Raw genomic sequence first — 22,437 nt, forward strand, 5'->3', positions numbered from 1 at the left:
ACGCGCATCTTTCCCTGTGGAAACCGGTGCAAACGCATCAATTCCGTGCAGTAGTTGTGAAGCGCAACCAATATCGTTGTGTTTCACAACTTTCCTCTTGCCCGAGACCGCAAATGGCGGAACCCTGAGGGCAGGAACCGGAAAGGAGCGACATGGCGGATTTTGACCTTCCCCCCGAGAATGACGACCCGCCCATGATCATCGGCGGGCACCGGATCGACATTCTGGAAGGGGCGCTCAGCTGGTATATCCGTTCGCTCGATTCCATCGTCTCGCGCGATCTCGACAAGCGGATGGCGCATCTGGAGATCGCCAAGGGCAAAGGCAAGATCACCGCGCTTTTGCTGGTTGACGACTACCCCGCGATCCGCCCGTCCGAGATTGCCGAGGTGCTGATGCGCGACCGTCCGGCCACGGGTCGCATTCTTGACCGCATGGTGGAGCAGGGGCTGATCCGGCGCGAGCCCTCGCCTGATGACCAGCGCGCCCAGTCGCTGTTTATCACCGAAAAGGGCCATGCGCTGTCGTTAGAAGTCCGCGAGATCATCCGCACGCAGGAGGCCGAGTTCTTCCATATGATTCCCGCACCCGAGCGTCAGGCGTTCAAACGGATGCTGAAAAGCGCCTATATCAATATGAGGAAGAGCTGGCATGACTGAGCCGCGTTGTGTGATGATTTCAGGGGCCAATCGCGGCATCGGGGCGGCGGTGGCCAAGCGTCTTCATGAGGCGGGCTGGGCCCTGAGCCTTGGCATGCGTCGCCCCGCTTTGCCGGACTGGGCCGATGCTGCGCGCGTGCAGGTCTGCGCCTATGATGCCACCGATCCCGCCTCTGCCATCGCTTGGGCCAAGGCGGCTTTGGCACGCTTTGGGCGGATTGATGCGCTGGTGGCCAATGCGGGCATCGCCAATCCGCAGGATGTGGTGAGCATTTCCGATGGTGAGATGAACGCCCTGTTGCAGGTGAATGTGATGGGCCCGCAGCGTCTGGCCAAAGCCGCTTGGGAGGGGCTGAAGGTCTCGGGGCAGGGGCGGGTGATCCTTTTGGGCTCGCTTTCGGGGAAACGGGTGAAATCGGCGCGCTCCGGCCCCTATTCGGTGTCGAAATTCGCGGTGGTGGGGCTGGCGCATGCGCTTCGGCACGCAGGATTCGATGACGGGATCCGCGCCACCGCCATTTGCCCCGGTTTTGTGGCCACCGATATGGCGCAAAGCCTGACCGACCGGGATACAGCCGCGATGACCCAACCCGAAGACCTTGCGCAGGTCATCGAGATGCTGATCAACCTTCCCAACACGGCGAGCGTCGCCGAATTTCATGTGAATTGCCAGCTCGAGGAGAGCTTCTGATGCCCGGTCCTTTTGTTGTTCCTGTTCATGGGGATGTGGATCTGCCCGAAAAGGTGGATGTGGTGGTGATCGGGGGCGGCATCATCGGCACCTCGACCGCGCTGGAACTGGTCGAGCGTGGCCTGAAGGTTGCGCTTTGCGAGAAGGGCGGCATCGGGCACGAACAATCCAGCCGCAACTGGGGCTGGGTGCGGATCACGCGCCGCGACCCGCGCGAGGTGCCTCTGATGGCCGAAGCGCTGCGCATCTGGGCCGGGATGGCCGAGCGTACGGGCCGCGATCTGGGCTTCAAGCGCTCGGGGATCGCCTTTGCCTGCGCCGATGACAAAGCCTATGCCGAGCACGAGAAATGGCTGGAGAACCTGCGCGATTACCAGATCGACAGCCGGATGATCTCGGCGGATGAATTCGCCCAGCTGAATCCGGGCAGCAAGATGAAGGTGAAGGGCGCGCTTTATACCGCCGCCGACGCCCGCGCCGAGCCGCAGAAGGCCGCTCCCGCCATTGCCGAGGCTGCCCGCGACCGTGGGGCCTATATCCTGACCGAATGCGCCGTACGCGGGATCGAGACCTCGGGCGGCTATGTCTCGGGGGTGGTGACCGAGCGTGGTCCGATTGCCTGCGAACAGGTGGTGCTGGCCGGTGGCGCATGGTCGAGCCTGTTTGCCCGCAACAACGGGCTGCGCCTGCCGCAGCTGAAGGTGAAGAACTCGGTCATCCGCACCAAGCCGCTGGAAGGCGGGCCGGAGATGGCGATCTGGTCCGAAGGTTTCTCGATCCGCAAGCGGCAGGATGGCGGCTATACGATTGCCGACGGCTTCCGCAATATCGTGGATATCGTGCCCGATAGCTTCCGCTATATGAAGGACTTCCTGCCCGCGCTTGGTGCCGAATGGAAGGCGCTGATGCTGCGCTTTGGCGGGCGTTTCTATGACGAGGCCCGCATCCCCAACCGCTGGCGGCTGGATGAGGCAAGCCCGTTCGAATATAACCGCGTGCTTGACCCTAAGCCTGCGTTCAATCTGCAAGACAAGGCGCTGGCCAATCTGCGCGAGGCATTCCCTGTCTTCAATGATGCCCAGATCGCCCAGCGTTGGGCAGGCGCCATTGATGTGACGCCCGACGCCATTCCGGTAATCTCGCCCGTAGACCAGATCCCCGGCTTCCATATCGCCACCGGCTTTTCCGGCCACGGTTTCGGCATCGGGCCTGGCGCGGGCCGTCTGATGGCCGATCTGGTCACCGGCCGCACGCCCGTGGTCGATACAAAGCCTTTCCGTTTCAACCGCTTCAGTGATGGCACCAAGATAGAGATTATCAGCGGTTTCTAACCCGTCAGGGGGCGACCCATCGCCCTGTGACACCCTAAGCGGGGCCAACCCGCACTCTCGACAGACAGACCTATCCCCGCAAGCCACCCGCTTTGCGGAGCGGGATAGATTTGCCTGCAACCAACAACAGGGAATGCACGATGACGCAAGATCACAAGACCACATTCACCCGCCGCCAAAGCCTGATGATGATGGGGGCGGCCGGTTCGCTGGGCCTGATGGGGCCAAGCCTTCTGCGCAAGGATGCGGCGCTGGCGGCCAATGCCTCGCCCGAGGGGCAGCTGGTGCTGGCCTTTTCGCAAGAACCCACCGTTTTCAACCCCTTGATGCCGCATATCGAGGTGGATGAGGGCGTTTATTACGCCATTTTCGACACGCTGTTCGATTTCGACCCCGAGGGCCAGCTCTTCCCGATCCTTGCCGCCGAAGTGCCTACCGTTGCGAATGGCGGGATCTCGGAAGACGGGTTGAGCTGGAAGGTAAAGTTGAAGGACGGCGTCACTTGGCACGACGGCACGCCCTTCACCGCCGAGGATGTGAAATTCAGCCTCGAACTGACCGTGAACCCCGATTTCCGGTCCTTCCGCTCCACGGGCTATAAGTTCATGCGCGACATCACCGTGGTCTCGCCCACCGAGATCACTTGGACCATGTCCGAACCCTTCGCGCCGCTCGCAGGCGTTCTGGCCTCGACCTATATGATCCCCAAGGCAGCCTTTGACGGTCAGGCCGATCTGAACAATACGCCCTTCATGAACAGCCCCATCGGCACCGGCCCCTATAAGTGGAAGACCCGTATGGCGGGCGACCATATCGAGCTGGAGGCCAATGCCGATTACCATATGGACGGGCCGCATCTGAAATCGCTGATCATCAAATATGTGCCCGATCTCAACGTGATGTACACCCAGTTCAAATCGGGCGATATCGATGTGGTGGGGCTGCAATATATCTCGCCCGACCATCTGGCCGAGGCCGAGAAACTGCCGGGCAAAGTGGTCAAAGTGGCAGGCACCGCAACTTTCGAGAGCTTCGGGCTGAACATGCAGCGCCCGCAGTTTCAGGATCTGGCGGTGCGTCAGGCGCTTTATGCGGCCATCGACAAAAGCTCGATCATCGATGCGCTTTACTACGGCGTGCCGACCCCCACCGAGACCTATATGCCGCAGCAGAGCTTCTACTATAACCCCGATCTGCCCAAGCATGAGTTCAACATCGAGGCCGCCAACAAGCTGCTGGATGATGCAGGCTGGGAGAAAGGCGCCGATGGCATCCGCGCCAAGGATGGTGTGAAACTGTCCTTCACCAATTCCACCACCGCAGGCAACCACCTGCGCGAGCAGGCACAGCAATTCATCCAGCAGACCTTCAAGGAGATCGGCGTGGATATGCAGATCAAGAACCTGCCGCCAGCCGTGATGTGGGGCGATTACTGGATGAATTCGGAATTCGATACGGTGGTTGTGGGGCTGAACTGTCTGGCGGGCGCCGACCCTGATACGTCGGATTACTTCATGTCCACCATGTCGCCTGCCTTGGGTGGTTCGGGGCAGAACACCTTCGCCTATCAAAGCGAGAAGGTGGACGAGCTGCTGAAGGCCGGTGCGAAAAGCTTTGTGCCAGAGGACCGCAAGAAGATCTATCAGGAACAGCAGGCCGTCATGCGTCATGACCTGCCCTTCCTGCCGATGTTCCAATACGCCGTGGTCAAGGGCTGGAAAGAGGATGTCGCAGGGCCCACGCCCAATGTGAACAACCGCATCGATACATGGAACGTGCGCGACTGGTCGCGCGCCTGACCCCCAGTCGGAGGCCTAGGCCTCCGCGACTAGTCCCATCGCGCTCGTCGCGATGGGATCTTTCCCGAGTTTTCTTGGAGCCCCAACCGAAAGGCACGACATGCTGCGCTATATCCTGTCCCGCCTCGGGCAAAGCCTGATCCTTCTTGTCATCGTTTCCTGTATCGGCTTTTGCGTGCTGTCGCTGGCCCCCGGGGGGCCTTTGTCGCAATTCGCCCTTAGCCCCGGCATGACGCAGGAGCAGCTGGCCAAGATCGCCGAACAGATGGGGCTGAACCGCCCGCTTCCGGTGCAATATATCGACTGGCTCAGCCATCTGTTCGTGGGCGATTGGGGGCAAAGCTACCGCGACGGCCAGCCCGTTCTGGCGGTCATCGGGCGGCATCTTTTCGCCACGCTTTTGCTGATGGGCACGGCGACGGTGATTTCGGTGACGCTGGGCTCGGCCATCGGGATTTTCTCGGCGCTCAAACGTGGGGGCGCGTTTGACTATACGATGACGGTCTTTGCTATGGTGGCGCTGTCGATCCCGACCTTCTGGTTTGGCCTCGTGGCGATCTATGTCTTCTCGCTCAATCTGGGCTGGCTGCCTGCGGGCAATATGTACACCGTGGGTGATGGGTCGGTGCTGGACTATCTGCGTCACCTGATCCTGCCCGCGATGGTGCTGGCGCTTGTCGATGTGGCGATCTGGTCGCGCTATATGCGGACCTCGACGCTGAATGTCATCAAGCAGGATTTCGTGCGCACGGCGCGTGCCAAGGGGCTGACTTCGCGCCGTGTGCTTTTCAAACATATCGTGGGCAATTCGCTGGTGCCGATGATCACCTTGGCGGGGTTGCAACTGCCCATGGTGCTGGGTGGCGCTCTGGTGACCGAGACCGTTTTTACATGGCCCGGCATGGGGCGGCTCTTCCTCGATAGCCTTGGCTATAACGACTATCCGGTGGTGATGGGGCTTCTCATGGCCTCGGCCATTCTGGTTCTGGTGGGCAATCTGGCCGCCGATCTCATTGTTGCGCTGATCGATCCGCGCATCCGTCTGGACTGAGGAGGTTTTGATGACCACCACCACAACCGATCTCGCGCCCCGCGCCAAAGTCTTCCGCTCGCGCGCGCTGCGCCGCTTTGCCTCGCATAAGCTGGCGCTTCTGGGGCTCATCATGGTGCTGGCGCTGACCGTGGCCTGTTTCGCGGGGCCGCATTTCCTGCCCTATGACGAACTCTATATCGACCTGCGCGCGCGCTTTGCGCCTCCCGGCACTGGCGCGCATATCTTCGGCACCGACCCTCTGGGCCGCGATATTGCCGCGCGGCTGTTCCATGCGGGGCAGGTGTCCATGGCCATCGGCTTTGCGGTGATGGTGATTGCCACTGCGATCGGGTCGGTCATCGGGGTGCTGTCGGGCTATTACGGGGGCAAGGTTTCGGCGGTGCTGATGCGGATCGTTGATGCGTTTCTGTCCTTTCCGTCGGTTTTCCTGCTGCTGGCGCTGGCGGCCTTTATTCAGCCCGGTCCGGTGATGATCGCGCTGATCATTGCCGCCACCAGCTGGATGGAGGTGGCCCGCATCGTCGAGGCCGAGGTCAAATCGCTGAAAGGTCAGGATTTCGTACAGGCCGCCCAGATGCTGGGCCTGTCCGAGCGCTGGATCATGTTCCGCGAGCTTCTGCCCAATGCCATCGGCCCGATCATCGTGGCGGCCACCCTGACGGTGGCCCGCGCGATCCTGCTTGAGGCCTATATCTCTTTCCTCGGCTATGGGATCCAGCCGCCGCTGCCCTCTTGGGGCAATATGCTCAATGGTGCGCAGCAATATCTCGATAGCGCGCCTTGGCTGGCCATTGTGCCTGGTGTGGCGATCACCATTGCCGTGGCGGGGTTCAACTTTATCGGAGACGGTCTGCGCGACGCCTTCGACAGCCGCACCGATCTGTGAGGGCATGATGCGCCGGTTTTCCCCCTTCGAGGATACGCTCTGGTATGCAACGGCCGCCCCCGCGCCGCAGACTCGGCCCTTGCAGGGCGATGTGCAGGCGGATGTCTGTGTTGTGGGTGCGGGCTATTCCGGCCTGACCACGGCGCTGGAGCTTGCCAAACAGGGCGTCAGTGTGGTGGTGCTTGAGCGCGCTCAGGTGGGGTTTGGCGGCTCGGGGCGGAACGCGGGCCATTGCACGCCGACCTTCACCCATTATTCGCTGCCCGATCTGCGCCGCGTGCTGGGCGAACCTTGGGCCGAGCGGCTGATCCACCGCCAGACCCGCGCCAATGACCGCGTGGGCGCGATGATCCGCGATTATGGGATTGATTGCGAATGGGAACAGAACGGCTATGTGCAGGGCGCTTTATTCCCCAGCCATATCAAGGTGATGGAGAAACGCGCCGCCGAGTATAACGCGGTGGGTGCTCGCACGCGCATGCTGGACCGTGCCGAGGTTGCGGCCATCACCGGATCGCCGCGTTTTATGGGCGGGTGGTATCACGAAGAGGCGGGCGGGCTGAATGCGCTTGGCTATGCGCGGGGGCTGGCGCGGGCCGTCATGCGCGAAGGCGGGCAGATCTTCACCGAAAGCCATGTGACGGGCACCTCGCGCGAGGGCGGGAAATGGGCGGTCACCACGCCGCAGGGCAGGGTGCTGGCCGAGAAGGTGATCTATACCACGGGCGCCTATACGGTGGCGGGCTGGCCGAAGCTCGACCAGACCTTCCGCATCCTGCGGGTGTTTGTGGCGGCGACCCAACCCCTTTCGCCCGAAACGCAGGCCCATCTTCTGCCCAAGCGCACCACCATTCAGGACGGGCGCGGCGATATCTATGTCTATAAATACAGCGCGCAAAACCGCATTGTGGCCTCGATGTTTCCGATGGTCCGGCGTGGCTATGACCGCGCGTTGACCGCAAAGATCATGACCGACCGTCTGAAGTGGCTGCATCCCGAAATCCGCGAGGACATCCGCTGGGACTTCTTCTGGACCGGCGAGCTGGACATGCAGCGCCAGACCGTGCCCCGCCTGTATCAGCTTGCCCCCGGAGTGGTGGCGATGACTGGCCTGTCGGGGCGGGGCGTGCCGACCGGGTCCATGCTGGGCGGTATTCTGGCGGATTGGGCGATGGAGGCCGAATTGGACCTCCGGCTTGAACCGCTCAGCGCTCAGCCGCGCTATATGGATGTGGCGCCAAAGGCGGCGCTTCTGGGCTATCGGTTGCGCGATAATTTCAAGGCTTTGCGACAGGGCGCGCCCCTGCCGCCCCATGCATAAGACGGGGTGTTCCCGTCTGATTTAAGGAGAAGACCCATGCCAGGACCGAAGCTTGACCCGGTCGAAAGCGATGCCGTCCTGCCGAAGGCGGTGGATGTTGTGATTATCGGTGGTGGAATTGCGGGCACCTGTGCCGCGCTTGAACTGGTGGACCGCGGGCTGAAGGTGGCGATCTGCGAGAAGGGCGAGATCGGGGCGGAACAATCCAGCCGCAACTGGGGCTGGGTGCGGCTGACCCATCGCGACCCGCGCGAGATGCCCTTGATGGTAGAAGCCGTGCGCATGTGGGAGGGGCTCAACGAGAGGGTCGAGGCCGAGACGGGCTATCGCCAGTCGGGGGTGACCTATACCTGTGCCAGCGATGATGTGCTGGAAGAAGAAAAGGAATGGGCCGATCTGCTGCAAAGCTACCAGATCCCCGCTCGCATGATCACCCGTGAGGAGGCGCTGGCCGAATATGAGGGGATGGATCTGCCGATCAAGGGCGCGCTTCATAACCCCAAGGATGGCCGCGCCGAGCCGCAGAAGGCCGCGCCTGCCGTGGCCCGCGCGGTGCAGGCCCGTGGTGGCAGCGTGCATCAGAATACGGCGGTGCGGATGATCGACGTCAAGGATGGCCGCGTGACGGGTGTGATCACCGAACACGGGCGGATCGCCTGTTCGCAGGTGCTGCTGGCGGGGGGCATCTGGTCGCGGCTGATGCTGGACAATATGGGCATCTACCTGCCGCAGCTGCGCACCAAGAACACCGTGCTGCGGACCTCCCCCATGGAGGGCGGACCCGAAGGCACGATCAAGTTCCGCGAATTCGCCATGCGGCGCCGGATGGACGGCGGCTATACCATCGCCTCTTCCGCCAATAGCCGCTACGAGATCACCCCCGATAGCTTCCGCCTGTTCGGTGCCTTCCTTCCGGCGCTGAAGAACGAATGGCGCGGGCTGCGTTTCGGCTTTGGCTCGGCCTTTGTGGACGGGCTCAAGACCAAGCGCAAATGGAGCGCCAATGATGTGACCCCCTTCGAGGAGACCCGCATCATGGACCCCCAGCCCGAGACCGCCTTTATCGATAAGGTCTTTGCACAGGTCTCGGCCCGCTGGCCCAAGATGAAGGGCATGAAGATCGAACAACGCTGGGCGGGGATTATCGACGTGCTGCCCGATGTGATCCCTGTGATCTCCGGCACCGAAGGGGTGAAGAACGGGGTCAAGGGGCTGTTTGTCTCGACCGGATTTTCGGGGCATGGCTTCGGGCTTGGTCCGGGAGCGGGGCGGCTGGTGGCCGATCTGATGACCGGCCATCCGCCCATTGTGGACCCCACGCCCTTCCGGCTGCACCGTTTCTCGGACGGGTCGAAAATCGCACCGATGAGCGGCATCACCCGCAGATGAAAAAGGGGGCCACGCGGCCCCCTTTCCTTAGCGATGTACGGTATGATCTGAGGCTTTCCACTCGTCCCAGCCGGGCTGACCCTGCATGAAGGCCTCAATCTCGTGCTGGTTGGCCTCCAGCTTGGGATCATGGCGCAGGTAGTGGCGCGTTTCGCGGGCGATCAGCCCCGACAGGATCAAGAGGCCGATCAGGTTCGGGATGGCCATCAGCCCGTTCATCACATCCGAGAAGTTCCACACCACACCCAGCTGCATGGTGCAGCCGATATAGACGATGGCCGAGAACAGCACGCGGAAGGGCATGACAAGGCGGCGACCGAAGAGCCGCTCGATATTGCGTTCGCCGTAATAGGCCCAGCCGAGGATGGTGGAATAGGCGAAAAGCACAAGACCCAAGGTCACGATCCAGTCGCCCCAGCTTCCCGGCAGCCCGTGGGAGAAGGCGCGGGCGGTCATCACGGCCGCCGAGATCTGCTCGCCGGTCACGGGGTCGAGCTGGTTCCAGACGCCGGTGGTGACAATCACCAGACCGGTGCAGCTGACCACGATGATCGTATCGATAAAGGTCTGTGTCATCGAGACAAGCCCTTGCCGGACGGGGTGGCTGGTCTGGGCCGAAGCTGCGGCAATCGCCGCCGAGCCCATGCCGGATTCATTCGAAAAAATGCCGCGTGCCACACCGAATTGCACAGCGATCATGATGGTCGAGCCCAGGAACCCGCCGGTGGCCGCCGAGCCGGTAAACGCGTCCGAGAAGATCTCGGCCAAAGCCGCCGGAATGGTGCCCGCATTGGCGATCAGAATATACAGCGCGCCCAGCACATAGAAGACGATCATCGCAGGCACCAGACCCGCCGTCACCCGACCGATGGACTTGATCCCGCCCACCAGAACAACCAGCGTCATCACCGCCAGCACCGCGCCGGAGATCCATGTCGGGATATGGAAGCTCTGGTCGAGGTTCGAGGCGATGGAATTGCCCTGCGTCATATTGCCGATGCCGAAACAGGCGCAGACCGCGAAAATCGAGAATGCGATGGCGAGGAATTTCCCGAACCCGTTCGGAATGCCGCGTTCGAGGTAATATTGCGGGCCACCCGATTTCTCGCCCGCCGCATCGGTCACGCGGAAGCGCACACCGCAGAAGGCTTCGGAATATTTCGAGGCCATCCCCAGCAGGGCCGTCACCCACATCCAGAACAGCGCCCCCGGGCCGCCCACGCTGATGGCGGTGGCAACCCCCACGATGTTACCGGTGCCGACAGTGGCCGCCATTGCGGTGGTCAGCGCCTGAAACTGGCTGATATCCCCTTCGGCCCCATGATCGTGACGGCGCCACAGACCAAGGCGCAGCGCCGCGCCAAGACGGACAAACTGCAACGCGCCCAGTCGGAAGGTGAGAAAAATACCCGTTCCCAGAAGGAGAGGGATAAGAAGGTAGGGGCCCCATACGATGCCCCCGACTGTTCCCAGAAAGGATTCCAGAGTGTCCGTCGTCATCAACTGTCTCTTTATTCAATAAGTCATCCCGAGCAAAACGTCGGGCCTGAAGCCGATTGTCAAGCCGAAGGCGGGGTGGATGTTTGATCGATTGATTAAGAAAAATGCCTGAAATGTAGAGTGTGGGTGAAAATATTTGCATCAGGTGCATGTCGGCTATGTGAAAAAAATCGTAAAACAGAGCGTTTCGCTGGCCGGAGGCTGCCGTTGATATGCCAAGGGTTTTCGTAAACCGGCGCGCAATTATGCGTTTATGTTCAATATTTAGACCGATCTGGCTGGTTGTTCTCGGATGGCGGCGGTGGACGGGATGTCGTGCCGCGACAAAATCCCTGTTCCCGATCCGCCATTTCTGCAAAACGGCTCAGGCGATTATTTTATGCGTCTCATTTCTGAGCCTATCGAGGAGGTATATTGAAATTGCAAATCCGGCTGTTGAAAATCTGGGTGGTCCTGAATGCCGTATTGGCGGGGGCCGATTGTATTTTCTGCGTTTATGTTCTTGGCTTGGCATGCGGGTTTGCCAGCGTGTCGGGGCACTGTCAGCATATCGGGGTCGCGTCCCTGTTTGTCGGCTCGCGGGAAGATTTCCTGTTTCTGGGGCTGCCGTTGCTGGTGCTGTGCGGTCTTCTGATCCTGTCGGGCACAACGCTTTACATCCTGTGCCGGAAGGCACCGCAAAAGACGCTCAAGGCAGAGAGGCCCTCTTTGCCATGCGGCAGATGACGTCAAACCGGATAAGGCCTGAGGCGCGTCCGCTGTGGCAGGAAGGCCGATGCTTTGTGAAAATAGGCTGCATTTTCACGGCCGGATTGCCAAACGTGGCGAAGTTGGGCAAAATCATGGCAAGATTAAGGCAGTATCCAGATCCGGTATAAAACCCCGACAGTGTATCGCGGTTGTCCGGACCAGAGGGCAGGGCAGTGGTTTTACGTATCTTCGGCGCCAGTCTTCGGGCGCTATTACTGGCATTCGTGATCTGTGTTCCGGCGCTTCTTCTGCCCGGAGCAGGGGCCGATACGATGCAGGTCGTGGCCTTTGTCGCCTTGTTTCTCGCAGGGCTGACCGTGTTCGAATACAGTTCCGTCTATCCCTGCCTTGTCGAATTCCGCGATGCCGCGCCCTATAACCGCATCCGTTTTCTGGTGTTTTTCGGGCTGGTGATCCTGTTGTCTCTGGCCAGTATCGCCCCTGCGGTGCCCAGCACCTTCAACCGGCTTTTGCTGGCGCTCGGGCATGCTTTCGGCGGTCTGCTGGATTTCCCCTATAGCCCCTTGCGGCTTCTGATGCAGGTTCTGCCCGCTGCGGCGCAATCGCGTTTGGGGGTGTTGCAAAGCCTTGCGGGGCTTGCAAGCATGGTGTGCCTGACGGGCATCGGGGCTTTTCTTGTGGCGATTCATGCGCTGGGATGGCCCAACCGGCAGGAGCGGTTCAATGTCTGGGTCAATCTGCCGACCTTCGATCCGACGATGGGCGGGGATGTGGTGGACAGGTTGCGCCGCGATTCTTGGGTGAATGCGAGTGTCGGTGTGGTTCTTCCCTTTCTGCTGCCGGTGCTGCTGAAGCTGGTCTCTATTGTGTTTGTTTCGGTGATGCCGCGCAGCCCGCATGCTTTGATCTGGCTGGTGATCCTATGGGCATTCCTTCCTACGGCTTTGGTGATGCGTGGCATGGCGATGGGCCGGATCGCGGCGATGATCGCGCAACGCAGGCGTCACGCCCGTGCCGAGGCCGAAGCCGGAGACGACGGTACCTATCAGGCGGCCTGATCTGTGTGGCCCTGTGGCTATGGGGCCTGACACTGGCCGTGGCTGAAGAGGCATCGGGGCTGCGGATTGCGCTTTGGGATCCGCAGCTTGGCCGGAAGGGGCCGGGGCTTCTGTATCGCGATATTCTTGCGCGGAAGGACCCGCAGGTTGCGGCCAGTGTCGCGGAAATGGCCAGCTTGTCTGCGGATGTGCTGCTGCTTCTTGATTTCGATTGGGATGCGCAGGGGCTGGCGGCAGAGGCCTTTCGCAAGAGGCTTGCCGCGCAGGGTCTGGACTATCCCTATGCATTGCATCTCCAGCCCAATAGCGGCCTGCCATCGGGGGCGGATCTGGATGGGAACGGCGTTCTGGGCGAGGCAAGGGATGCGCAGGGATATGGCCGGTTTACGGGGCAGGGCGGGGTGCTGTTGCTTTCACGGTTGGAGATCGGGCCGGTGCAGGATCTGAGTGGCACGCTCTGGCGGGACATGCCGGACACTCTGATCGCGGGCGCGGGCCTGTCCGAGGCGGCGCAGCGGGTGCAACGCCTGTCCTCCACCGTGCATTGGGATGTGCGCCTGCACGAGGCCGGTCACGCATTGCGGCTTCTGGTCTGGGCGGCCACCCCCCCGATTTTCGACGGGCCCGAAGATCGCAACGGGCGGCGCAATCATGACGAGACGGCGTTCTGGTTGCCCTATCTTGCGGGCTTGCCCGACGATCCGCCCGTGGTGATGCTGGGGCGCGCCAATCTGGACCCCGACCAGTCCGAAGGACGCAAGGATGCGTTGCAGGCGCTTCTTGCCCATCCAAGATTGCAAGATCCCCGTCCCGCATCCACGGATGCCGCGCAGCAGGGAAGCCCCTTTGCCACGAGCGATCTGTCGGGCAGGCTGCTGCGGCTGGATTACATCCTGCCGGATCGGCAGTTGCAGGTCTCTGGGGCCGGAACGCGGTGGCAGGCTCCGGCCCATGTCTCGACGCGTTACAAGATGGTCTGGGTCGACATCGCTTGGCCATGCGATTGCGCACGGGGCGATTGATCGGCGGCGCGACCCTCGGGTTTGACCTTCATGCCGCGCATATAAAGGTGCTCGAAGGCGATCCGGTCCAGTGATTTGGTCTCATAGGTCGGGAACAGCATGCGGAACGGACCTTCGTCAATGACGTGGTCATTTTGGTAGAACGCACGGTTGGCCGCCATCTGACGCCCGCTTGCGCTGAACTGTGCCCGCCACCACGGATAGGATTTCAGGCGGATCTTCTTGTCGATCTGTCTGGAGAGGCTCTCGGCGAGCTGACGGGCGGAAAAGCGCGTGCCGGGGAAGGGAATGTCCAGAAAGCCGCCGCCTTCGTCTGCGGTTTCGGCCAAGGCCACGGCGACCCGCGTCAGATCTTCCAGATCGGCATGGATATGCAGCTTGTCCGCCGGACCCAGCGCCGTGATCTCGTGTTTGGCAAGCTTGGGCAGGACGAGGCTGTTCATCAAGGTGGCCTGTGCGCCCGGCATGACGAAATCGCCCGCCCGTAGCATCAGCATGGCATGATCGGCATCGGCGGCCTCGCGATAGCGCTTTTCGGCTTCGCTGCGGGCTTTGGCACGGCGGCTGACCGGCGCGTGGGGGCAGTCGGGGCCCCACGCCGTGCCGCTGCGGCCATAGATGTGGAAATTCCCCGGGACGATGACCGAAGCCCCCGAGTTGCGGGCTGCGGCAATCACCTTCTTGGTCAGGTCCGGCAGGTCGCGCTCCAGCTCTGCGGTATTGGCGGGATTGGTGGCGTTGATGATCCAGCGGGCGCCGCGCGCCGCAATCGAGACATCCGAGCCGCGATGGTAGCGGTCGACATCCCAGCCTGCGGCACGAAAGGCGCGGGCGGCGGCGGCTCCGAAAAGCCCCCCCATCCCGAGAATCAGGAGTCTGCGAGTCATGCGTTTTTCCGTTCTGCTCTTTATGGTCCTATCATGCAAAATCGGACGCCCCTGCGCGAGCGGCTGATTTTCACGACTGCGAAACCTCGCCTATGACGCTGCGTCACCTTCGATGCTGCCGATTTTTTCTCCCCGCGCACCGTCTTCCGGTGCCGTCCAAGTGCACGTTCGGAACTTGACCCCGAGGCGGGCATTGGCTACGCCCTCGCCCAACCTTGTCTTATTGGCCAGTTGGGCCTGAACATGCGGGAGGTATTTCATGGCAAACCCTTCGATCCTCATTCTGGCGGGCGACGGCATCGGCCCCGAGGTCATGACCGAAGTCAAAAAGGTCATCAACTGGTTCGGCGCAAAGCGCGATGTGGCCTTTGATGTCTCCGAAGATCTGGTGGGCGGCGCGGCCTATGACGTGCATGGCGTGCCGCTGTCGGACGAAACCATGGCCAAGGCGCAAGAGGTCGATGCGGTGCTTCTGGGCGCCGTGGGCGGCCCGAAATACGACGTTCTGGATTTCTCGGTGAAGCCCGAGCGCGGTTTGCTGCGTCTGCGTAAGGAGATGGATCTTTATTCCAACCTGCGCCCCGCACAATGCTTTGACGCGCTGGCCGATTTCTCCTCGCTGAAAAAAGATGTGGTCGCCGGTCTTGATATCATGATCGTGCGCGAGCTGACCTCGGGCATCTATTTCGGCGAGCCGCGCGGCATCATCGTTGAAAATAACGAGCGTGTGGGTATCAACACCCAGCGCTATACCGAGAGCGAAATCGAGCGCGTTGCCCGTTCGGCCTTCGAACTGGCCAAGCGTCGCGGCAACAAGGTCTGCTCGATGGAGAAGGCCAATGTGATGGAGTCGGGCATCCTGTGGCGCGAAGTCGTGCAGCGCGTGCATGACGAGGAATACCCCGAAGTCGAGCTGTCGCATATGTATGCCGATGCGGGCGCGATGCAGCTGTGCCGCGCGCCCAAGCAGTTCGACGTCATCGTGACCGACAACCTGTTTGGCGATCTGCTGTCGGATGCGGCGGCGATGCTGACCGGCTCGCTTGGCATGCTGCCCTCGGCCAGCCTTGGTGCGCCGATGGCCAATGGTCGCCCGAAAGCGATGTATGAGCCCGTGCACGGCTCGGCCCCCGATATCGCGGGTCAGGGCAAGGCCAACCCGATCGCCTGCATCCTGAGCTTCTCAATGGCGCTGCGCTACAGCTTCGATCTGGGCGCGGAAGCCGACCGTCTGGAAGCGGCCGTGGAAAAGGTGCTTGCCGATGGCGTGCGCACCGCAGACCTGCTGGGCCCCGAAGGCGGTGTGCCGGTTTCGACCTCGGAAATGGGCGACAAGATCATCGAAGCGCTCGACGCCTCGCTCTGATCCCTTTCGTTCCTGCACGCCGCGCCCCCGAACAGAGGGCGCGGCGTTTTCATGTCTGGCTTTGGCCCATATCAGGCCAATGCCTTGCGGATCCTGTCCAGTTGCTGGCGCCGGTCATGGCGCGCTTGCAGGGCGGTGGCCATATCGACCGGCACAAACCGGACATGCATATTGGGCTGGAGCTGGCCGATCAGGTCCATATCCGCCGAAATCACCGTGCCCAGCATGAAATACCCGCCGCCCGAAACCGCATCGCGGTGCAAGATGATGGGTTCTGCCCCGCTGGGCACCTGCACCGACCCGTAAGGGTAGCAGGCATCGGTGATATTTGACGGGTCCGATCCTGCGCCAAAAGGCTGGTCCTGTGCGACAAATTCCAAAGGCGTGCCGCCTTGGAACCGGTAGCCCATCCGGTCGGCCTCATTGGCCACGCGCCAGTCCTCCTTGAAGAATTGCGCAAGGCTGGCCTCGGTCAGGCGGTGGTTGTAAAGCCCCGGGAGAATGCGCAGCTCGGCGCGGGCGGCCGGAAGGCGGCGCAGCTCCGGCGGCAGGCTCTTGCCGGTGCCGGCCTTGGCCCCCGTCCCGATCGGTAATTCATCCCCCGGCTGCACGGCCCGCCCCTTGACCCCGCCAAGCGCGCCGATGGCATAGGTCGAGCGCGATCCAAGCGCCATCGGCACATCGATCCCGCCTGCCACGGCGATATAGGCTCGTGCGCCCGCTTGCAGATAGTCGAACGACAGCACCTGACCCGCGCGCACGTCCAGCGCGGTCCATGTGGGCTGGGGCGCACCATCGATCTTGGGCGGCAGCTCCGCGCCGGTGATCGCGATCACGGCATCTTCGGTAAATTCCAGCTCCGGCCCGAAAAAGGCGCATTCCAGACAGGCCGCCCCTTCCTCATTGCCGACCAGAAGATTGCCCGCGCGCAGCGCCATACGGTCCATCGCGCCGCCCATCGGGATGCCCAAGTGGTAATAGCCCGGGCGGCCAAGGTCTTGCACCGTCGTGGAAATTCCGGCGGAGATCACATTAATCGGCATGGAGCGCCTCCATCAGCTTGGCATTTGTGCCGTCGATATCGGCGTTGAACTCCTCAAGCGAGAAGCGCACGGGCCGGATGCGGGGGGTGTAGCTGCCCTCTTCGACCTCGCGCAGGATACGGTCATATTCCTCGCGGGTGATGGGTTTCCATTTCACGATGTCGCCGGGGCGGAAGAAGACCATGAACTCCTTCAGATGCGCGACCTTCTGCTCGGGGTCGTAGATTGGCATCGGCGTGATGCCGAACATCTGGTATCCGCCCGCGCCACGCACCGAATAGATGCAGGAGAAACAGCCGCCATAGCCTACGGTCTGCTTTGGCGTATCGGTGCGCGGGCGCAGATATTTGGGCACCTCGATCTGCCGGTCGCGATCCACCATCTGGTAAAGGAACGGCAGCCCCGACACGAACCCCACCATCGACACGAACCAAGGCGCGCCGGAATGCGCCTCGATGAAGGCCGCAACACTGTCATAGCCGTTGATCCGTGCGGCATATTCAAGGTCGGTGGCCGCGGGGTCCTGATGGCGCTCGCGAAAGCGCATCAGGGTCTCATGGGTCCAAGGGTCCTGATAATACACAGGAATTTCAACGATGCGGGTGTCGAGCACGGCAGGGGCCGCCTCGGCCTGTGCCTCCAGCTCCTGCAGCCGCGCCATAAGCATGTCGGGTGCGATCACATCAGGGTCGAATTTGATCTGGAACGAGGCATTGGCGGGGCAGATCTCGGTGATGCCCTCGATTTCGGCGTCGCGCACCGCATTGGTCATGGAAAGCGAGGTAAAGAACGCCTCGAGCGACATGGACGGGTCGACTTCGACGAAGATATGCTCGTCTCCGCCATAGGAATAACGGCAGCTCATGCGGCTTTATCCTTTTCTTGCGCGATCAGATGGGCGTGGGTCTCTAACCAGGGTTCCAGCCATTTGGTGTGGACGTGATTGGCGCGCAGCTCGGCATCGCCCAGAAGCGCGCTGAACAGCGGCGCGGTGGTGGGCAGGCCGTCAACCTGCAATTCGCCAAGCGCACGGCCAAGGCGGGTCAGCGCCGCCTCGCGGGTGTCCGCCCAGACCACCAGCTTGCCCAGCAGCGAGTCGTAGAAAGGCGGGATCGCATAGCCCTGATACAGCATGTGATCCATCCGCACGCCAGGCCCGTCGGGCAGGCGCAGCCCGCTGACCACACCGGGGAAGGGCATGAAATTATTGGCCGGATCCTCGGCATTGAGCCGCACCTCAATGGCATGGCCGCGCCGCTGGATGTCGGATTGGCGCAGCGAAAGGGGCGCGCCGCCCGCCACGCGGATCATCTCGGCCAGAAGGTCATGGCCGGTGATCATCTCGGTCACCGGATGCTCGACCTGAATACGGGTATTCATCTCGATGAAGTAGAAGGCCCCCGTCGCATCGTCATAGAGATATTCCAGCGTGCCCGCCCCAAGGTAATTGACCGACTTGGCCAGCGCCACGGCAGACTGACACAGCGCCTCGCGGGTGGTGTCATCAAGCGCGGCCGAAGGGGCCTCTTCCCAGACCTTCTGGCGGCGCCGCTGCAGCGAGCATTCGCGGTCGAAGAAATGCACCACATCCTGCCCGTCGCCCATGATCTGCACCTCGACATGGCGGGCGCGGGCGATCAGCTTCTCGATATAGATACCCCCATCGCCAAAGGCGGCCTTGGCCTCGGCAGAGGCCTGCGGGGCCAGCGTGCGGAACTCTTCCGCCGTCTCCGCCACGCGTATGCCACGCCCGCCTCCACCGGCGGCGGCCTTGATCATGACCGGAAAGCCGATCTGTCCGGCAAGGGCTTCAGCGGCGGCCATATCGGTGATGATCCCCTCCGATCCCGGCACGGTGGGCACGCCTGCGGCCAAAGCGCTCGCGCGGGCGGCAGCCTTGTCGCCCATCATGCGGATCGTGTCACCCGAGGGGCCTACAAAGATGAGCCCTGCGGCCACCACCGCATCAGCGAACTCTGCATTCTCCGACAGAAACCCGTAGCCCGGATGGATCGCATCCGCGCCACTGTCGCGGGCCGCTTTCAGGATCGCGTCGATATCCAGATAGGATTTGGCCGCAGGCGCGGGGCCGATACAGATGGCCTCATCGGCCAGTTTGACCGCCAGCATCTCGGTATCGGCTTCGGAATGGACCTGCACGGTCTTTATTCCCAGATCGCGGGCCGCGCGCTGGATGCGCAGCGCGATTTCACCGCGATTGGCGATCAGAAGTTTTGTGATCCCCATCCCCTTACTCCATTACGCAGACACATTGGCCGGGGGTGACGGGGGTGCCATCCTCGACGGTGAACTCGGCAATCACACCGGCATCGGCGGCCTTGATCTCGATGAAAGTCTTCATCACCTCGACCAAGCCGACGGTCTCGCCAGCCGCAACGCTGTCTCCGGCTTCCTTGAAGGCGGGCTGGTCGGGGGCGGGTTTGCGATAGAAGGTGCCCGGAACGGGAGAGCGGATTTCGGTGGGCATGAGCAGGATCCTTTCGTGCAGGGGTGGGAGCGTCATTGGCCAAGCGCGGCCTTGACCGCTTGAGCGATCTGGACAGCGTTCGGCGTATCGGAATGGATGCAGATGGTTTCGGCGCGCACCGGCAGATGCTTGCCCGAAACGGTGGTCAGAAGGCCCTCGGACACAGCGCGCAGACAGCGTTCGGCGGCCTGTGCGGGGTCAACGGCCTGATGGTCGCGGGTGATGATCAGGCGGCCTTCGTCGTCATATTCGAGATCGGCGAAGAACTCGGCCCAGAAGGTCAGGCCGCGTTCGGTGTAAATGCGTTCATGCAGGGTGCCCGTCAGCCCCATCACCGGCAGGCCGTAGATTTCGGCGGCATCGGCGACGGCATGCGCGATATGCTCCTGTCGTGCTGCCATGCCGTAAAGCGCCCCATGCGGCTTGAGATAGTCGAGCGTCATTCCTTCGGCATCCACAAACCCTTTCAGCGCGCCGATCTGGTAGAGAATGATATCCGCCATTTCCTGACGGTCCATCTTCATTTCGCGCCGTCCGAAGCCGGGCAGGTCGGGCAGCGAGACATGCGCGCCCACGCTGACATTATGGGCCCGTGCCAGCGCGACGGTGCGCCGCATATGGCTGGGGTCCGATCCGTGAAAACCGCAGGCCACATTGGCCTGTCCGATGAGAGGCATGATCGCGGCATCATCGCCAAAGCGATAGAGGCCGAAGCTTTCTCCCATGTCGCAATTGAGGGTGGCGGGCACGTGCCTCTCCTTTTCTGGCGGATCCGGTCGCGGCAGAACGGCATGTCGGGGCGACGGCCATAGCGGATGCTGGCCGGAGCGGGCAACAGGCGGGTCTTGGCCACGCGATAGCTGCATGCCCGCAGCGCATGGCCAGGAGGCACAGCGGCGCATGGGGGCTATGGCAGGCAGAGCGTCGGATCTTCGGGTTATGGTGTCTCTGTTGGGTGGCCTCTCGCGGGCCTTGGTGCCGGATTTTTCCGGCCTTGTCCTCATCAAGACAGGGTTTCGGCGGAATGTAAAATACAGAATATGCTGGCAATGAATTCTGAAAAATGAATAATGCTTCTGGACGCGGTGGCCTCCGGTTGAAACAGATATATCGCTTTTATCCGGCGTTATCCGGCAAATGCCCCGATGATAAAGGGTTTTCATCTGTGCGGCGTGCAGTCGCTACAGGATCACCCCAAGGCTGTATCTGTTTTGTGGAATAGAGGTATCTCCTATAATGAACGAACCCACCTTCCGCCAGATTCGCTACTTTGTTGCCGTCGCCCGCGAGGGGCAGGTGTCGCGGGCGGCGAAGGAATTGAATGTCTCGCAATCGGCTGTCACCACGGCCATTCGCCAGCTTGAAGAGATTGTCGGCGCCCCCCTGTTCGACCGGCATGCGGGGGGCATGGGGCTGACCTATGAGGGGACGATCTTTCAAGATCATGCGCGGCGCGTGCTGAGTGCTCTGGACGAGGCGGTGCGCGCCCCCAATCTGCGGCGCAGCGAGGTGGAGGGGGCGCTGCGTCTGGCGATGACCTATACGGTGGCGGGCTATTATGCCTCGCCCTATCTTGAACGGTTCATCCGTGCCTTTCCGAAGGTGACGCTGCAGATGGTCGAGGCCCCGCGCGAGGCGATCGAGGACGGCCTGGTCTCTGGCCGCTATGATCTGGCACTGATGCTGACCTCGAATATCGCCAATCAGGAAGGGCTGCTTTACGAGACGCTGTTGCAATCGCGGCGCAGGCTTTGGGTCGGTGCCGAACATCCCCTGCTGGAGAAGCCCGTTGTGACTTTGGCCGATGTCGCGCAGGAGCCTTATGTCATGCTGACCGTGGACGAGGCCTCGAATACCGCGCAGCGTTACTGGAACCATTTGCGGGCGCGGCCCAGAATTGCGTTCCGGACCTCGTCAACCGAGGCGGTGCGCTCGATGGTCGGGGCAGGGATGGGGGTCACGATCCTGTCGGATATGGTCTATCGACCGTGGTCGCTGGACGGGCGGCGGGTCGATGTGATCACGCTGGCCGATCCGATCCCCACGATGAATGTGGGCTTGGCATGGGCGGCCAATGTGGAGCACTCCGCCGCCGTGCAGGCCTTTTGCGAGTTCATGCATAGGGGCTAGGCCGGGGCGTAATCTAGGGAGGGACCTCAGGCAGGGCTGAGATAGGGGGCCAGATCGGTCGGCGGGTCGATGATCGCGGTGATCTTGAGCTGCGCGATGGTGCGCGCCATCGCATTGCCCAGATGGGTGGTCAGCAGGTCCGCCGCCGCCGATACCGGCCCCGTTTGCAGCAGCTCGATAATGGTCGCGATCTCGCGCAGCGTCTGCAGGTCGGGCGGCAGCCCGAGCGAGAACAGCGCAAGCTGCGAGGCATCCAGCGCGCGGCGGTTGAGTTCGGCGAAACGGGCAAGGTCGCGGTTGGGGGTGGCCATGACGGCAGCCTCGAAGAAGCAGCCCTCCAACCGGAACCAGCGGGCTGGCGACAGTCTCTCGACCGGATCAAGGCTGCGGATCTCGTCCAGAAGGTGCTGCAGGCTGGCCTGATCGGCGCGGCCCGATTTGAGCGCGGCCACCTCAAGCACCTGACGCAGCTCGAATTTATCCTTGATGCGTTGGGCGGTGAGCGGTTCGACGATCCAACGGGAGGTCTGGGTTTTCTGGACCAGCCCCCGTTCCTGCAGCCGCCCCAGCACATCCCGCACCACGGTGCGCGAAATATCGTATTCCTGCGCGATCATCGCTTCGATCACGCGGTAACGGCCAAAGATCAGGCTGCGCGACAGCTCGCGCTCGACCTCGGCATAGATGCGGTGCCAAGAGGGCTGCCCCAAGGCGTCGTCCAGCCCCTCCAGATCCAGCTCGACCTGACGTAGATCAACGCGCTGCGGCGTGCCGCACCCGCCCGCCACCACCAGCCCGCGACCGGAAAAGCGGGTCAGCAGCCCCTCGTCCTCAAGGATGGAAAAGGCGCGTTTGACGGTGGCCCGTGACATGCCCAGCCGCTCGGCAAGGGCGCTTTCCTGCAAGACGAAGCCTGCCAGAAGATGCCCTGCCTCGATATTGCTGCGCAACAGCGAGGCGGCGGCCTCGAACATGGTGGCAGGCGTGCCGGAGGTCGCGTCGTTGCGGTCGATGATCGCTGTGCTCATAGGGGGGGCTCCGTCTGCGCCGAGAAGGTCTTGCGAGTCAGAATAACGGTTTTTGCACGCAATGTATCAATGAT

The 22,437-nt window shown here is 62.2% G+C and carries 21 protein-coding genes; 13 read left to right on the top strand and 8 right to left on the bottom strand.

Annotated features, from left to right (window positions below):
- Positions 1 to 152: 152 nt before the first annotated feature.
- From RPE78_RS15215 to RPE78_RS15250, 8 genes are all read left to right on the top strand, one after another.
- Positions 153 to 659, top strand: a complete 507-nt coding sequence (locus RPE78_RS15215; protein WP_330646931.1) for a MarR family transcriptional regulator — start codon at positions 153 to 155, stop codon at positions 657 to 659.
- On the top strand, positions 652 to 1,350 hold the full coding sequence (locus tag RPE78_RS15220; protein ID WP_330646932.1) for an SDR family NAD(P)-dependent oxidoreductase: 699 nt from the start codon (positions 652 to 654) through the stop codon (positions 1,348 to 1,350). Before RPE78_RS15215 ends, RPE78_RS15220 begins: the two co-directional genes overlap by 8 nt.
- Positions 1,350 to 2,681, top strand: a complete 1,332-nt coding sequence (locus RPE78_RS15225) for an FAD-binding oxidoreductase (RefSeq protein WP_330646933.1) — start codon at positions 1,350 to 1,352, stop codon at positions 2,679 to 2,681. The genes RPE78_RS15220 and RPE78_RS15225 overlap by 1 nt, the downstream gene beginning before the upstream one ends.
- Before the next feature lie 140 nt (positions 2,682 to 2,821).
- Complete coding sequence (locus RPE78_RS15230; protein WP_330646934.1) at positions 2,822 to 4,480, top strand: peptide ABC transporter substrate-binding protein; 1,659 nt, start codon at positions 2,822 to 2,824, stop codon at positions 4,478 to 4,480.
- A 100-nt stretch (positions 4,481 to 4,580) separates the two neighbouring features.
- A complete protein-coding gene (locus tag RPE78_RS15235) occupies positions 4,581 to 5,531 on the top strand; it encodes an ABC transporter permease (RefSeq protein WP_330646935.1) in 951 nt (316 codons plus the stop codon).
- Between the two features lie 10 nt (positions 5,532 to 5,541).
- Positions 5,542 to 6,420 (top strand): ABC transporter permease, encoded by an 879-nt coding sequence (locus tag RPE78_RS15240; RefSeq protein WP_330646936.1) that lies wholly within the window; start codon positions 5,542 to 5,544, stop codon positions 6,418 to 6,420.
- A 7-nt stretch (positions 6,421 to 6,427) separates the two neighbouring features.
- Complete coding sequence (locus RPE78_RS15245) at positions 6,428 to 7,741, top strand: FAD-binding oxidoreductase (RefSeq protein ID WP_330647276.1); 1,314 nt, start codon at positions 6,428 to 6,430, stop codon at positions 7,739 to 7,741.
- Between the two features lie 36 nt (positions 7,742 to 7,777).
- Positions 7,778 to 9,130, top strand: coding sequence for an FAD-binding oxidoreductase (locus tag RPE78_RS15250; RefSeq protein ID WP_330646937.1), 1,353 nt, complete (start codon positions 7,778 to 7,780; stop codon positions 9,128 to 9,130).
- A gap of 27 nt (positions 9,131 to 9,157) precedes the next feature.
- Here the strand turns inward: RPE78_RS15250 and RPE78_RS15255 are convergent, their stop codons facing one another.
- Positions 9,158 to 10,630, bottom strand: coding sequence for a sodium:alanine symporter family protein (locus RPE78_RS15255; RefSeq protein ID WP_330646938.1), 1,473 nt, complete (start codon positions 10,628 to 10,630; stop codon positions 9,158 to 9,160).
- Positions 10,631 to 11,044: 414 nt separating this feature from the next.
- Here RPE78_RS15255 and RPE78_RS15260 point away from each other — a divergent pair, with 414 nt between their 5' ends.
- The 3 genes from RPE78_RS15260 to RPE78_RS15270 all read left to right on the top strand — a co-directional run bounded on the left by RPE78_RS15260 (position 11,045) and on the right by RPE78_RS15270 (position 13,421).
- Positions 11,045 to 11,356 (top strand): hypothetical protein, encoded by a 312-nt coding sequence (locus tag RPE78_RS15260; RefSeq protein WP_330646939.1) that lies wholly within the window; start codon positions 11,045 to 11,047, stop codon positions 11,354 to 11,356.
- Positions 11,357 to 11,553: 197 nt separating this feature from the next.
- The gene (locus RPE78_RS15265) at positions 11,554 to 12,399 is read left to right on the top strand and encodes a hypothetical protein (protein ID WP_330646941.1); all 846 of its coding nucleotides are present in this window, start codon (positions 11,554 to 11,556) and stop codon (positions 12,397 to 12,399) included.
- 5 nt (positions 12,400 to 12,404) lie between these two features.
- Positions 12,405 to 13,421: an endonuclease/exonuclease/phosphatase family protein gene (locus RPE78_RS15270; protein WP_330646943.1), complete on the top strand. Its 1,017-nt coding sequence runs from the start codon at positions 12,405 to 12,407 to the stop codon at positions 13,419 to 13,421.
- Here RPE78_RS15270 and RPE78_RS15275 read toward each other — a convergent pair.
- Positions 13,364 to 14,308: a hypothetical protein gene (locus RPE78_RS15275; RefSeq protein WP_330646944.1), complete on the bottom strand. Its 945-nt coding sequence runs from the start codon at positions 14,306 to 14,308 to the stop codon at positions 13,364 to 13,366. The genes RPE78_RS15270 and RPE78_RS15275 overlap by 58 nt on opposite strands.
- A 259-nt stretch (positions 14,309 to 14,567) precedes the next feature.
- Here RPE78_RS15275 and leuB point away from each other — a divergent pair, with 259 nt between their 5' ends.
- The gene (gene leuB / locus RPE78_RS15280; protein WP_330646945.1) at positions 14,568 to 15,674 is read left to right on the top strand and encodes a 3-isopropylmalate dehydrogenase; all 1,107 of its coding nucleotides are present in this window, start codon (positions 14,568 to 14,570) and stop codon (positions 15,672 to 15,674) included.
- Between the two features lie 71 nt (positions 15,675 to 15,745).
- Here the strand turns inward: leuB and RPE78_RS15285 are convergent, their stop codons facing one another.
- The 5 genes from RPE78_RS15285 to RPE78_RS15305 are packed head-to-tail and all read right to left on the bottom strand — an operon-like array spanning position 15,746 to position 19,954.
- Positions 15,746 to 16,717, bottom strand: coding sequence for a biotin-dependent carboxyltransferase family protein (locus RPE78_RS15285; RefSeq protein ID WP_330646946.1), 972 nt, complete (start codon positions 16,715 to 16,717; stop codon positions 15,746 to 15,748).
- Complete coding sequence (locus RPE78_RS15290; RefSeq protein WP_330646947.1) at positions 16,707 to 17,582, bottom strand: allophanate hydrolase subunit 1; 876 nt, start codon at positions 17,580 to 17,582, stop codon at positions 16,707 to 16,709. Before RPE78_RS15290 ends, RPE78_RS15285 begins: the two co-directional genes overlap by 11 nt.
- Positions 17,579 to 18,964: an acetyl-CoA carboxylase biotin carboxylase subunit gene (locus tag RPE78_RS15295; protein ID WP_330646948.1), complete on the bottom strand. Its 1,386-nt coding sequence runs from the start codon at positions 18,962 to 18,964 to the stop codon at positions 17,579 to 17,581. The genes RPE78_RS15290 and RPE78_RS15295 overlap by 4 nt, the downstream gene beginning before the upstream one ends.
- 4 nt (positions 18,965 to 18,968) lie before the next feature.
- Positions 18,969 to 19,205 (bottom strand): acetyl-CoA carboxylase, encoded by a 237-nt coding sequence (locus RPE78_RS15300; protein ID WP_330646949.1) that lies wholly within the window; start codon positions 19,203 to 19,205, stop codon positions 18,969 to 18,971.
- 32 nt (positions 19,206 to 19,237) lie between these two features.
- Entirely contained in the window at positions 19,238 to 19,954 is a 717-nt protein-coding gene (locus RPE78_RS15305) for a LamB/YcsF family protein (protein WP_330646950.1), read from the bottom strand.
- Between the two features lie 487 nt (positions 19,955 to 20,441).
- Between RPE78_RS15305 and RPE78_RS15310 the strand changes: the two genes are divergently transcribed.
- The gene (locus RPE78_RS15310) at positions 20,442 to 21,335 is read left to right on the top strand and encodes a LysR family transcriptional regulator (RefSeq protein ID WP_330646951.1); all 894 of its coding nucleotides are present in this window, start codon (positions 20,442 to 20,444) and stop codon (positions 21,333 to 21,335) included.
- Between the two features lie 26 nt (positions 21,336 to 21,361).
- Here RPE78_RS15310 and RPE78_RS15315 read toward each other — a convergent pair whose 3' ends face one another.
- A complete protein-coding gene (locus tag RPE78_RS15315; RefSeq protein WP_330646952.1) occupies positions 21,362 to 22,363 on the bottom strand; it encodes a GntR family transcriptional regulator in 1,002 nt (333 codons plus the stop codon).
- Positions 22,364 to 22,437: the final 74 nt, after the last annotated feature.

This window comes from Thioclava litoralis, from assembly GCF_045278885.1.
GTDB lineage: Bacteria > Pseudomonadota > Alphaproteobacteria > Rhodobacterales > Rhodobacteraceae > Thioclava > Thioclava litoralis.

What these genes read in the sequence shown, in the direction of transcription:
- RPE78_RS15220 (WP_330646932.1), top strand. Translation starts at nt 652, where the DNA reads ATGACTGAGCCGCGTTGTGTGATGATTTCAGGGGCCAATCGCGGCATC.
- RPE78_RS15310 (WP_330646951.1), top strand. Translation starts at nt 20,442, where the DNA reads ATGAACGAACCCACCTTCCGCCAGATTCGCTACTTTGTTGCCGTCGCC.
- RPE78_RS15225 (WP_330646933.1), top strand. Translation starts at nt 1,350, where the DNA reads ATGCCCGGTCCTTTTGTTGTTCCTGTTCATGGGGATGTGGATCTGCCC.
- RPE78_RS15255 (WP_330646938.1), bottom strand. Translation starts at nt 10,630, where the DNA reads ATGACGACGGACACTCTGGAATCCTTTCTGGGAACAGTCGGGGGCATC.
- RPE78_RS15230 (WP_330646934.1), top strand. Translation starts at nt 2,822, where the DNA reads ATGACGCAAGATCACAAGACCACATTCACCCGCCGCCAAAGCCTGATG.
- RPE78_RS15300 (WP_330646949.1), bottom strand. Translation starts at nt 19,205, where the DNA reads ATGCCCACCGAAATCCGCTCTCCCGTTCCGGGCACCTTCTATCGCAAA.
- RPE78_RS15240 (WP_330646936.1), top strand. Translation starts at nt 5,542, where the DNA reads ATGACCACCACCACAACCGATCTCGCGCCCCGCGCCAAAGTCTTCCGC.
- RPE78_RS15245 (WP_330647276.1), top strand. Translation starts at nt 6,428, where the DNA reads ATGCGCCGGTTTTCCCCCTTCGAGGATACGCTCTGGTATGCAACGGCC.
- RPE78_RS15315 (WP_330646952.1), bottom strand. Translation starts at nt 22,363, where the DNA reads ATGAGCACAGCGATCATCGACCGCAACGACGCGACCTCCGGCACGCCT.
- RPE78_RS15235 (WP_330646935.1), top strand. Translation starts at nt 4,581, where the DNA reads ATGCTGCGCTATATCCTGTCCCGCCTCGGGCAAAGCCTGATCCTTCTT.
- leuB (WP_330646945.1), top strand. Translation starts at nt 14,568, where the DNA reads ATGGCAAACCCTTCGATCCTCATTCTGGCGGGCGACGGCATCGGCCCC.
- RPE78_RS15295 (WP_330646948.1), bottom strand. Translation starts at nt 18,964, where the DNA reads ATGGGGATCACAAAACTTCTGATCGCCAATCGCGGTGAAATCGCGCTG.
- RPE78_RS15275 (WP_330646944.1), bottom strand. Translation starts at nt 14,308, where the DNA reads ATGACTCGCAGACTCCTGATTCTCGGGATGGGGGGGCTTTTCGGAGCC.
- RPE78_RS15290 (WP_330646947.1), bottom strand. Translation starts at nt 17,582, where the DNA reads ATGAGCTGCCGTTATTCCTATGGCGGAGACGAGCATATCTTCGTCGAA.
- RPE78_RS15285 (WP_330646946.1), bottom strand. Translation starts at nt 16,717, where the DNA reads ATGCCGATTAATGTGATCTCCGCCGGAATTTCCACGACGGTGCAAGAC.
- RPE78_RS15250 (WP_330646937.1), top strand. Translation starts at nt 7,778, where the DNA reads ATGCCAGGACCGAAGCTTGACCCGGTCGAAAGCGATGCCGTCCTGCCG.
- RPE78_RS15215 (WP_330646931.1), top strand. Translation starts at nt 153, where the DNA reads ATGGCGGATTTTGACCTTCCCCCCGAGAATGACGACCCGCCCATGATC.